Below are 12,745 nucleotides of genomic sequence, written 5' to 3'. Positions count from 1 at the left end.
GTGAGTTTTCCTCGGTGATTCTCGTGGTCAGGACACGATCGGTTACATCTTTTGCAAATATGAGAAAAACCTCACATTTGGGTGTGTGAAGCTCCAAACTTACGCACAAGTAGGCTACGGTGGCGTAATCGCGATAGTTTGTATTTGTTTAGCAAACTCCATGACGCCTATCGCGCCACTTTCTGGCTTAGGGAAAAGCCACGGAAAATATCACCGATACGTTTAAAGAGGACTAACAGTTATGTCGTTGACCCCCTTGCTTACCTTGTCCAATGACAGCACTGCTCCGGCAGTGCTGTTTGCAGGTCAGGGTTCTGCATGGCAAAAGGCTATCGCCGATGCCGCAGCCAGCCACCACCAGGCAGAAAACCTGCGCAATATCCTTGCAGAAGTACGCACCACCACCGGCCCTGTAGCGCGAATCATCGCCTCCTCTTGCCCAGGTGTCTATGAGCGCTTGGAAGAATTGGCTAGCACCCCAGCGGGCGAGCCACCAGTGGCTAAGGACTATGACGCTTACCCGGCATACTCCATCCCAGGTATTGTTCTGGGCCAGATTGGTGCCATTGACCACCTTCGTGAGCTTGGCTTGGACGTAGACTCCGCGCAGCTTGCTGGTCACTCCCAGGGTTCTTTGGGCGTTGCAGCTGTCAAGGATGCACGCCAGGCCCTGGCTCTTGCAGTTTTGATGGGTACCGCAGCTGCTGTTACCCAGGGCGCGAATGATTCCCGCTCCCACATGTTGACTGTCCGTGGCGTGCCACGTGAACTGGTTGAAGAGTACCTCGCGGGTGACGCAGCTATTGCTGTTGTCAACGGCCGCGTGCACTTTGCATTGTCCGGCACTCCAGAGGATTTGGCTAAGACCGAGTCCAACATCGAGCATGCTGCAAAGTCCTACAATGAGGCACTCGAAGAGCGTCTCATCGGTGGTTCTGAAATCAACCCGAAGTTCGACGTTCTGCCGGTAGCACTTCCTTTCCACCACTCATCCCTGCAGGCCACTGCAGACTTGACCGTGGAATACGCACAGCAGTGTGGCCTGGACGCAAAGCTGGCACGCGAACTCGCTGACTCCATCCTGGTTCAGCCACACAGCTGGGTTGAGGCCGTTGCGGCATTGGACTCCAACTACCTAGTAGCGCTGGACCGTGGCCTGTCTTCTTTGACTGCACCACTAGTTGGCGGTACCGGCAAGGTAGTTGTTCCTGCCGCTACCCCAGCTGAGCGCGATAATCTGGCAACCCCAGGTACTGAGCTGCCAACCGCTGTGAACTACGAAGAGTTCTCACCAAAGCTGATTTCCCTGCCAAACGGCAAGTCCTACACCCAGACCCGTTTCTCTGAGTGGACCGGCATGTCCCCCATCATCCTGGGCGGTATGACCCCAACCACCATGGATCCGGGCATTGTTGCTGCTGCTGCAAACGGCGGCTACTGGTCAGAGATGGCCGGCGGCGGACAGTACTCCGATGAAGCTTTTACCATCAATAAAGACGGCATGATGGAGCTTTTGGAGCCAGGTCGCACCGCAGCATTTAACACCATGTTCTTCGACCGCTACCTGTGGAACCTGCAGTTCGGTCAGGCTCGCATTGTGCCAAAGGCACGCGCTAACGGCGCGGCTTTTACCGGCGTCACCATTTCCGCGGGTATCCCTGAGTTGGATGAAGCAAAGGAACTGCTGGACCAGCTCACCGCTGATGGATTCCCTTATATCTCCTTCAAGCCAGGTACCACCAAGCAGATTCAGGACTGCATCGCTATCGCTGCGGATAATCCTGAGCACCGCGTCATCATCCAGATCGAAGACGGCCACGCTGGTGGCCACCACTCGTGGGTTGACCTGGATGAAATGCTGCTAGCCACCTATGCATCGGCACGCCAGCACGCCAACCTTGCGATCACCGTTGGTGGCGGCATCTACTCCCCTGACCGTGCATCTGAGTACCTGACCGGTTCCTGGTCCACCAAGTACGGCTTGCCAATCATGCCGGTTGATGGCGTCTTCTTGGGCACCGTTGCCATGGCAACCAAGGAAGCAACTGCTAATGATGACGTCAAGCAGCTGCTCGTTGACACCCCAGGTATCACCCCAGACACCAACGGCGGCTGGGTTGGCCGCCTGAAGGCTGACGGCGGCGTATCTTCCTCCCAGTCCCACCTGTTGGCTGACCTGCACGAGGTTGATAACTCTTTCGCTAAGGCATCCCGCCTGATCACCTCGATCCCTATCGAGGACTATGACTCCCGCCGTGATGAAATCATCGCGGCTTTGGCAAAGACCTCGAAACCTTACTTCGGCGATGTTTCGGAAATGACCTACGAGGAGTGGGCTTCCCGCTTCGCAGAACGTGCATTCCCATGGGTTGACCCAACCTGGCACGATCGTTTCCATGATCTTCTGCAGCGCGTTGAGGCTCGTCTCAACGAAGCTGACCATGGTGAAATCCCAACCCTGTTCCCTTCACTCGAAGATTCCGAGAACGCACCAGAGGCAGTGGCAAAGCTGATTGCTGCTTACCCGAATGCGAAGACCACCAAGGTCAACACTCGTGATGAGGCATGGTTCCCAACCCTTATCCGCAAGCACGTCAAGCCAATGCCGTGGACCACCGCTATTGACGGTGATCTCAAGGAATGGTTTGCAAAGGACACCCTGTGGCAGGCACAGGACCCACGCTACGACGCTGACGGCGTACGTATCATCCCTGGCCCAGTCGCTGTTGCGGGTATTACCAAGAAGAATGAGCCAGTAGCTGAGCTGCTTGGCCGCTTCGAGGACGCAACCACCGCAGCGCTTGGCGATGCCGGCGTGGAGTCGGTTTCCCTCTACTCCCGCTTGGCTTCGGCTAAGACCGCAGAAGAATTCCTGCGCAACGCGCCAACCATCATGTGGCACGGTCACCTCATTGCTAACCCAGCATTTGAGCTGCCAGACGAAGCATTCGACATCGTTGATGACGGCGAAGGCTTGGCCATTCGCATCAACTCTGATTCTTACTGGGATAACCTCCCCGAAGAGCAGCGTCCGTTCTACGTCAAGCACGTGGACATCCCAGTTGCGCTGTCTGAGGCAGTAGCAACCGGTGCATCCCCAGTTGTGGATGATGCACGTTTACCAAAGGCCGTCTTTGACCTGCTCGCAGGCGTTGCTGGTGTTGGTTCCATCTCCGAGACCGGCGATGAAATCACCGCACTGCCGAAGGTTATTGAGGGTTCTGTCTCTGAAGAGAACCCCTACGGCCTGGTGGAGTACTCCTTCACTTTGCCTTCTACCCTGCTGACCGCGCACACCGCTGTCACCGGCGCAGCCCTGGGCACCGCAAATGCTGGTACCCCGGACGCACTGGTTGGCCCTTGCTGGCCAGCAATCTACACCGCGCTGGGCACCGGTCGTTTGACCGAAGAGCACGGCGAGCCAGCTGGCACTGACTTTCCAGTCATCGAAGGCCTGCTCAACGCGGTTCACCTGGACCACGTTGTTGACGTGCGAGTTCCTCTCCAGGAACTCGCGAGAGGAGCCAAGGGCGAAGGCCGTCGCATTGACGTAACTTCCCGTTGTGCTTCTATCGCCGAATCCAACGCGGGCCGCATTGTCACCGTTGAACTGGAACTGCGTGACGCGCAGACCCAGGAAGTCGTCGCAACGCAGATGCAGCGTTTCGCCATCCGTGGCCGCGCAACCGGTTCTTCTGTCCCAGTTCCTGCACCAGCATGGGGCGGCGGCAAGTCCCAGGACAAGGTGGAGACCACTCCACGCTCCTTCGTGGACCGCGCTGTTGTCACCGCACCAGCAGACATGACCCCATTCGCGCTGGTCTCTGGTGACTACAACCCAATTCACACCTCCACCAACGCAGCACGGCTGGTCAACCTGGAAGCACCACTGGTGCACGGCATGTGGCTCTCGGCCACCGCTCAGCACCTGGCTGGCAACCACGGCACCGTGGTCGGCTGGACCTACTCCATGTTCGGCATGGTTCAGCTCAATGACGAGGTTGAAATCACCGTTGAGCGCGTCGGCCGCAAGGGCATCCACGCTGCATTCGAGGTCACCTGCCGTATCGACGGCGAAGTCGTTTCCCGCGGCCAGGCACTGATGGCGCAGCCACGCACCGCTTATGTCTACCCAGGCCAGGGCATCCAGGCTGAGGGCATGGGCCGTGGCGACCGTGATGCATCGGCAGCCGCACGCGAGGTATGGCGCCGCGCTGACCGCCACACCCGCACCGCGCTGGGCTTTAGCATCCGCCAGATCATTGATGACAACCCAACTGAGCTGGTTGTTCGCGGCACCAAGTTCATCCACCCGAACGGCGTTCTGCACCTGACCCAGTTCACCCAGGTCGCCCTCGCAGTGGTTGCTTATGCCCAGACTGAGCGTCTGCGCGAAGCTGGCGCTTTGGGCACCAACTCCATGTACGCCGGCCACTCCCTTGGTGAGTACACCGCGCTTGCATCTTTGGCGAATATCTTCGACCTCGAAGCTGTCATTGACATCGTGTACTCTCGTGGTTCCGCCATGGGCACGCTCGTTGAGCGCGATGCAAACGGTAACTCCAACTACGGCATGGGCGCACTGCGTCCAAACATGATTGGTGTTCCAGCTGACCAGGTTGAGGCATACATTGCTCAGACCGCCGAAGAAACCGGCGAGTTCCTGGAGATTGTTAACTACAACATCGCTGGCCAGCAGTACTCCATCGCGGGTACCAAGGCTGGTCTGGCCGCACTGAAGAAGAAGGCTAACTCCGTCAAGGACCGCGCATATGTCACGGTTCCTGGCATTGACGTGCCTTTCCACTCCCAGGTTCTGCGCGGCGGCGTTCCAGCATTCGCTGAAAAGCTCGATGAACTGCTGCCAGCAACCCTCGACTTGGACGCACTGGTTGGCCGTTACGTGCCAAACCTGGTGGCTTCCCCATTCGAGCTCACCCAGGAATTCGTGGAGAAGGTTAAGCCACTGGCTCCTTCCGGCAAGCTGGACAACCTCAAGGTTGAAGACCTTGATGACCAAGCTCTTGCTCGCCTGCTCGTCATCGAGCTGCTGTCCTGGCAGTTCGCTTCCCCAGTTCGCTGGATTGAAACCCAGGAACTGCTCTTTGGTGAAGTAGACCAGATCATTGAAGTTGGTCTCGCGGCATCGCCTACCTTGACCAACCTGGCTAAGCGTTCCATGGACATCGCGGGCGTTGACCTGCCAGTATTCAACGTTGAGCGCGACCAGGATCAGGTCATGCTGCAAGACGTCAAGGAAGCACCAGCTGCTACCTTCGACGCCGAAGAGCGCGAAGCAACGTCTTCCACCTCTGCATCGGAAGCACCAGCGGAATCCGCCGCTGCCGCATCTGACAACACTCAGGCCATCCCATCTGCTGAGCCACAGACCGTCGCTGCTGCACCATCAGCGCCTGTATCGTCGGCTGGCGCCACTGCAGCCAGCGATGCTCCGGACCTGCCATTTAGCGCTGCTGAAGCAATCATGGTTCTGTTCGCTTTCCAGAACAAGATCCGCCAGGACCAGATCAATGACACCGATACGGTCGAAGAGCTCACCAACGGTGTCTCCTCCCGCCGTAACCAGCTGTTGATGGATATGTCCGCGGAAATCGGCGTGCCAGCTATTGATGGCGCAGCTGATGCTGACGTGGCAACCCTGCGCGAGCGCGTCAAGACTGCTGCACCGGGTTACTCCCCATTCGGCACCGTCTTGTCTGAGGCAATCACTGCTCGTCTGCGCCAGCTCACTGGTGCAGCAGGCGTGAAGCCGGCCTACATTTCTGAGCGCGTCACCGGCACCTGGGGACTGCCTGCTTCTTGGGCTTCCCATGTTGAGGCAGAAATCCTGCTCGGCTCCCGCGAAGAAGATTCCGTGCGTGGTGGCTCCTTGTCCACCGTTCCATCTTCTGCTTCCTCGAAGTCGGATGTGGACGCTCTTGTCGATGCCGCAGTTCAGTCCGTCGCGGCAGCTCACGGCACGTCCGTGTCCATGGGTTCCGCTGGTTCCGCTGGCGGCGGTGGAGTTGTAGACTCCGCGGCCCTGGATGCTTATGCTGACACCGTCACCGGTGAAAACGGTGTTCTGGCAACCGCTGCTCGCCAGATTCTGACGCAGCTCGGTCTGGTCGATGAAGCACCAGAGACCCCAGAGACTGACAACACCTTGTTCGAGACCGTTGAGGCTGAGCTCGGGTCCGGTTGGGCGAAGACCGTCACCCCAGCATTCGATGCAAAGCAAGCAGTGCTTTTCGATGACCGTTGGGCTTCCGCACGTGAAGACCTCGCGCGCGTCGCGCTCGGCGAGCTGGACCTTCCAGCGGACCGTTTCCGTGGCACCGGCGAGACTATCGCTAAGCAAGCTGAGTGGTGGGCTAACAACACCGCTGTATCCACGGGTGCGCACGCGAAGGCAACCTCTACAGAAACCCTGCAGGCTATTGCTTCAGCAGCACGTGAAGAACTCAACGGCGAGTTCGCCGGCGATGTCGCACTGGTCACCGGTGCTGCACCTGGTTCCATTGCTACCGCTTTGGTGGAGCGTCTGCTCGAAGGCGGCGCGACCGTCATCATGACCGCGTCCCGTGTCAGCCAGTCCCGTAAGGAATTCGCACGCAAGCTCTACGCTGCACACGCCATCCCAGGCGCAGCCCTGTGGGTTGTTCCAGCGAACCTTAGCTCCTACCGCGACGTTGATGCCCTCATCGACTGGATTGGCACTGAGCAGCGTGAGTCTGTTGGCAACGAAGTCAAGATCACCAAGCCAGCTTTGACCCCAACCTTGGCATTCCCATTCGCGGCACCAAGCGTGTCCGGTTCCGTTGCGGATGCAGGTCCGCAGGCAGAGAACCAGACCCGTCTGCTGCTGTGGTCGGTTGAGCGCACCATCGCTGGCCTGTCCAACCTTGCGCAGCAAGGCGTGGACACCCGCTGCCACATCGTTCTGCCTGGTTCCCCGAACCGCGGCATGTTCGGCGGCGACGGCGCTTATGGCGAGGTCAAGGCAGCTTTGGACGCTATTTTGGCGAAGTGGTCTGCAGAGGCAGGCTGGCCAGAAGGTGTCACCCTAGCGCAGGCGAAGATTGGCTGGGTATCCGGCACTTCCCTGATGGGTGGCAATGACATCCTCATCCCAGCTGCAGAACAAGCTGGCATCCACGTGTGGGACCCAGAAGAGATTTCTTCCCAGCTGATGTCCTTGGCATCCGCTGAGTCCCGCGCGCAGGCAGCCGAGGCTCCACTGGAGCTGGATCTGACCGGTGGTCTTGGTTCTTCCAAGATCTCCATCTCCGAGCTTGCTGCGCAGGTTCGCGAAGACGCGGAAAACGCATCCGCTTCTGAAGAATCGGATAGCGTTTCCGCGGCAGAAGAAGTCACCATCCTGGCTTTGCCTAACACCCGCCAGGTAGAACTGCCTGCCGCGTTGCCAGAAGGTGAAGTCGGAGAAGTCACCACCGACTTGGATGACATGGTTGTCATCGCCGGTGTCGGCGAGGTTTCCTCCTGGGGCTCTGGCCGTACCCGCTTCGAAGCAGAATACGGTCTGCAGCGCGATGGTTCTGTTGACCTGACTGCTGCCGGTGTTCTGGAATTGGCTTGGATGACCGGTCTGGTGCAGTGGGCAAATGACCCACGTCCCGCCTGGTACGACGAGGACGGCAACGAGATCGATGAGGCGGATATCTACAACCGCTTCCGCGATGAAGTTGTTGCCCGCTCCGGTATCCGCACCCTGACCGACAAGTACAACATGGTTGACCAGGGCTCTATTGACCTGACTTCCGTGTTCTTGGACCGCGATATTGTCTTCACCGTGGCTTCTGAGCAGGAAGCACGCGATATTGAAGAAGCAGACCCATCCTTTACCAAGCTGCGTGAAGTTGACGGCGAGTGGGAAGTCACCCGCCTCAAGGGCGCAACCGCGCGTGTTCCACGCAAGGCAACCTTGACCCGCACCGTTGCAGGTCAAATGCCTGAGCACTTCGATGCAGCCAAGTGGGGCATCCCAGACCACATGCTGGATGCTCTTGACCGCATGGCAGTCTGGAACCTGGTTACCGCGGTGGATGCGTTTACCCAGGCAGGTTTCAGCCCAACAGAGTTGCTGCAGGTTATCCACCCAGCACAGGTTGCTACCACCCAGGGCACCGGTATCGGCGGCATGGAATCCCTGCACAAGGTCTTCGTGACACGTCTGCTCGGTGAAGACCGTCCTTCTGACATCCTGCAGGAGGCACTGCCAAACGTTATTGCAGCGCACACCATGCAGTCTCTGGTTGGCGGCTACGGTTCGATGATTCACCCAATCGGTGCTTGTGCAACCGCTGCGGTGTCCATCGAAGAGGGCGTGGACAAGATTGCTTTGGGCAAGGCCGACTTGGTTGTTGCCGGTGGTATTGATGACGTTCAGGTTGAGTCTTTGACCGGCTTCGGCGATATGAATGCAACCGCCGAGACCAAGAAGATGACCGACCAGGGCATTGATGACCGCTTCATCTCCCGTGCGAATGACCGCCGTCGTGGCGGCTTCCTCGAGGCAGAAGGCGGCGGTACCGTCCTTCTGGTTCGCGGCTCCCTGGCTCGTGAGATGGGTCTGCCGGTTTACGCTGTGGTTGCTCACGCGGCTTCCTACGGCGACGGTGCACACACCTCCATTCCTGCTCCAGGTCTGGGTGCTTTGGGTGCTGGCCGTGGACGTAAGAACTCCCGTCTGGCCAAGGGCCTGGCTGGTTTGGGTCTGACCCCGAACGATGTTTCGGTGCTGTCCAAGCACGACACTTCCACCAACGCTAATGACCCGAACGAGTCGGAGCTACACTCCATCCTGTGGCCAGCTATTGGCCGCGACGTTGACCAGCCACTGTTCGTCATCTCGCAGAAGACCCTGACCGGTCACTCCAAGGCTGGTGCGGCACTGTTCCAGACCGGTGGTTTGATTGACGTCTTCCGCACTGGCCGCATCCCAGCGAACCAGTCTCTGGACTGTGTTGACCCGCTGATTGAGCCAAAGGCGAAGAACCTTGTCTGGCTGCGTTCCCCACTACATGTCGAGGCAGCTAACCGTCCTGTGAAAGCCGCTGCGCTGACTTCCTTGGGCTTCGGCCACGTGGGTGCACTGCTGGTTTACGCTCACCCAGGTGTCTTCGAAGCTGCCGTAGCTCAGCAGGTATCGCCTGAGGCTGCTGCCGAATGGCGCGAGAAGGCCAATGCCCGCCTCGCTACCGGCGCTGCCCGCTTCGAAGCCGGCATGATTGGCAAGGAAGTTCTCTTCGAGGTCATCGACGGCCGCCGTCTACCTGACACAGCCGGCACCGTAGAGATCGAGAACTACGGCCCAGTCGCCGCCGACAAGGCCGCAGAAATTGCGCTCTTGCTTGACGATGACATCCGTCTCACCGCCGAAGGCACCTTCCCTCCGGCCAAGTAGAACCGCGTAGGGCGCGCTAACCCGCGCTCACGCGAAGGCTCCCCACCGGCCGGGACTGACTGAACAGTCTGGCTGGTGGGGAGCCTTCGCCCTGTTAGGGGACAAAATCTATACCAACCATAGCTATTCATGCAGATCCAGCGTTTAACACAATGCGAACATAGCAAGGCAAGGCCAACCTATTATAACGATTTAATCACAGTCCCGTTTGACCTGACTTGGCTCACGTTTCGGTGTTGTCACGTCATCTAAGTCCGTGACCTGCGGGGCTTCGGCGGAATTCGGCGAGAAACCGTACTAAACAGTCAGTCCTGGACCGGTAGACTCCTGAACATGCAGCCCAGGATCCGCACCGTGACCACCGCCTCCGGGGCTACTGCGGTGCAGATCATCTACTCCTACGCTGGTGGTGCGACCTCGATGGAACACCTCGGCTCAGCCCACACCGACGCCGAACTTGCCGCGCTGAAGGCCGAAGCCGCCCGACGACTCCAGGGCAACCAGCTCGAACTCGGCCTGGACCTCGACGTCACCGATATCCCAGCAGTCCGTGGGACAGGCACCGAAGAGCAACCGTGGGAGGTCACCGCACAACGCTCCGGCTACCTGCTCGACGCGATCGACACCGCCTATAGGGCAATCGGCCTGGACGTTGCTGCCGACAATGATGACGTGTTCGCTGGCCTGGTCACCGCCCGGATCCTGCAGCCAGGCTCGAAGTACGACTCCATCCGTGTGCTGGCCGAAGCCGGAGCAACCTCGGCGAGTTACTCGACGATTAAGCGCCGACTGCCTCGCTACGCCACTGACGAGTTCCGCGACGCGGTCACCGCCGTGTGCGCTGATCATGCGGGCATCGGGCCGACGTCACTGGTGCTCTACGACGTAACCACCCTCTACTGGGAAGCTGACGAAGGTGACGGGTTCCGTGAGCCCGGGTTCAGTAAGGAGCGCCGGATTGATCCGCAGATCACCGTCGGCATGCTCACTGACGTGAACGGGTTCCCACTGCGCATCCAGGCTTTTGAAGGGAACAGGGCGGAAACGAAGACGTTCCTTCCCTCGGTGGAAGCGTTCATGGACACCTACGACCTGCATGACGTCACCGTCGTCGCCGACGCCGGGATGATCAGTGAGGCCAACCGGCGGGACCTGGACGCCGCCGGCCTGTCATATGTCCTGGGTGGCAAGACCAGGGAGTTGCCGTACCCGATCTGGAAGTGGCGCAACGACCATCCCGGGGTCGAGTACACCCACGATCAGATCTGGGTCAGCCGGGATCCCGGCGACCCGGCCAAGGGGATCCGACCGTCACGGACGATCTACCACTACTCCGCCGACCGAGCCCGCCGGACCGTCAAGGGGATTGACGAGTCACTGCGCAAGGCCCGCAACATCGCAGAAGGAAAGACCCCGGTCAAGCGCAACCGGTACGTGAAAATGGGAAAGACGACCAAGGAAGTCAACCTCGAACTCGCTTCCCAGCACCGCGAGCTGGCAGGGATCAAAGCCTACGTGACCAGCAGGTTGGATGAGGATCCGATGGTGATCATCGGCTACTACCGGCGGTTGTTTCAGATTGAGCGGTCATTCCGGATGGCGAAGTCGGATCTGAAGGCCCGACCGATCTTCCACACGCTCAAGCAGTCGATTGATGCTCACCTGACGGTGGTGATGGCGGCGTTGGCGGTGGGTCGTTGGCTGGAGTCGGCATCGGGGTGGTCGTTGAAGAAACTGGTGCAGACGCTGCGTGGTTACCGGGAGATGCGGATCAATGTCGGCGGGCACGAGGCGGTCGCGGCAGTGCCGCTACCGCCGGAGTTAGTAGAAATCGTGAGCGATATTCGGCGCCGTGCCGTGGGAACACCGTACTAATCTGAGCCAAGTCAGGTTTGACGGTTCCATTCTCGTACAGGGAATGATACAAATTGAAATTAGGTCGCTCGTAATCGTCGAGATGACCAATTTCAAGATTATCGGCATTGTGGGCTAAATTGGCTACTTTAAAACAACGCTTTTCTGCCATCACGGCGGCACTTATTAGTGCATCTCTGATAGTAATTCCAACTGCAAATGCACAGAGCAGTCAAACTGTACAAGGGGAGGTCATCATCGCTGTCGACGAATTGGGGGAAATTGAATCAATTGAATCGCAGCCTAGCACTTCTCAGCTATCCGAGACGGAATGGGCGCCAGATTGCGTCCGAGCTGTTTCAGAAAAAGGATTCGTGCAAGTCTACAATAATTGTGAATGGGATCTCCGTGTCAAAGTCAAGATGGCGTTTTCACCAGATTCAGCTTGCAAACTAGTACTGGCAGGAACGAGAGCAAACATCGCTCCTCACACGGGCCGAATCGACGGGATTGAAAAATGCTAAAAGGTAATCCGCAAGAACTCACCCACAGTTTTAAACCAGCCCTATTATCAGCATTTCTAGCTCTTTCATCTCTGTTGGCCGCAGTGTCAGTTGCAATTGCACCTCAGGCCCACGCTGATATTGGCAAGAGGATGTTTGAGGACGGAAGGCAATGCCGAGAAGCTCTGGAAGAAATGCGCAAGGATCCTGGCATTGGGTACTGGGCGACGAAAGCAGATTGCCATTGGCACCCAGAACTCAACAACGGCAAAGGCATCTGGTGGATGCATCAATAAAATTTCTCGAGTTTCCATCCGAAAGGAATTGAATCAACTGATGCTAGAAGGTTACAGGGAACAGTTCGGCAACCGACTAGAAAAATTTGAAAATCAGGAGGTGCCCGAAGCACTTGCATCTTTAAACAGAGCAGACCGAAAACTAGTGGCCAACGGAGAAGGCGGTTTTCCTAAGGACATTTTGAACACAATTTTAGAATCCAACGACGACCAACAACAAAAAATCCACAAAATTGTTGCAATAACTGGGACATGGATGATCGCTAGCTCCGAGGCTCGTTGGGCAATTGGGCCCATCGAGGAAAGTCCCTATGCGGAACGGGTCGGCATTGGAATTGAAAATCCCAATGCCAAGTCTTTTACGCCGCTTTTGGCACAAGCGGAAGAGCTCGTGCTAGATGCGTCAGAAAGAAGTGCAAACTTGGATCTTCTAGCAGCTTTTGCCGAGTTCGATAAGCGCCAGTCAGCTAAGCCATAAACTCCTCATCAGTCGGTCAGCTAACACTCAGTTCCAGCCAACGGGGAGCTTTGCTGGCTTTCCAGTTTTAGAGTGCGTTTTGAATTCTGGGCGTCGTTGCACCAGTTGATGTGCATTTAGATGATGCTACCGGTTTCTCTTAGTGCTTGTGTCATGACTTCGGCAGAGTTTCTATCCCAGGATTTTC

General features: G+C 57.9%; 4 protein-coding genes. All 4 read left to right on the top strand.

What is annotated here, in order from left to right; translation table 11 throughout:
- Positions 1-241 precede the first annotated feature (241 nt).
- The 4 genes from CCASEI_RS02195 to CCASEI_RS02180 all read left to right on the top strand — a co-directional run bounded on the left by CCASEI_RS02195 (position 242) and on the right by CCASEI_RS02180 (position 12,558).
- Positions 242-9,427: a type I polyketide synthase gene (locus CCASEI_RS02195; RefSeq protein ID WP_025387020.1), complete on the top strand. Its 9,186-nt coding sequence runs from the start codon at positions 242-244 to the stop codon at positions 9,425-9,427.
- A 333-nt stretch (positions 9,428-9,760) separates the two neighbouring features.
- Entirely contained in the window at positions 9,761-11,302 is a 1,542-nt protein-coding gene (locus CCASEI_RS02190) for an IS1634 family transposase (protein ID WP_025387019.1), read from the top strand.
- 119 nt (positions 11,303-11,421) lie between these two features.
- Positions 11,422-11,805 (top strand): hypothetical protein, encoded by a 384-nt coding sequence (locus tag CCASEI_RS14975; protein WP_006823581.1) that lies wholly within the window; start codon positions 11,422-11,424, stop codon positions 11,803-11,805.
- A gap of 192 nt (positions 11,806-11,997) precedes the next feature.
- Entirely contained in the window at positions 11,998-12,558 is a 561-nt protein-coding gene (locus tag CCASEI_RS02180; RefSeq protein WP_006823583.1) for a hypothetical protein, read from the top strand.
- Positions 12,559-12,745 lie beyond the last annotated feature (187 nt).

It is taken from the genome of Corynebacterium casei LMG S-19264 (genome assembly GCF_000550785.1).
GTDB lineage: Bacteria > Actinomycetota > Actinomycetes > Mycobacteriales > Mycobacteriaceae > Corynebacterium > Corynebacterium casei.
Note: the sequence above shows the minus strand (reverse complement) of the source record. Positions and strands in the feature narration are given on the sequence as shown.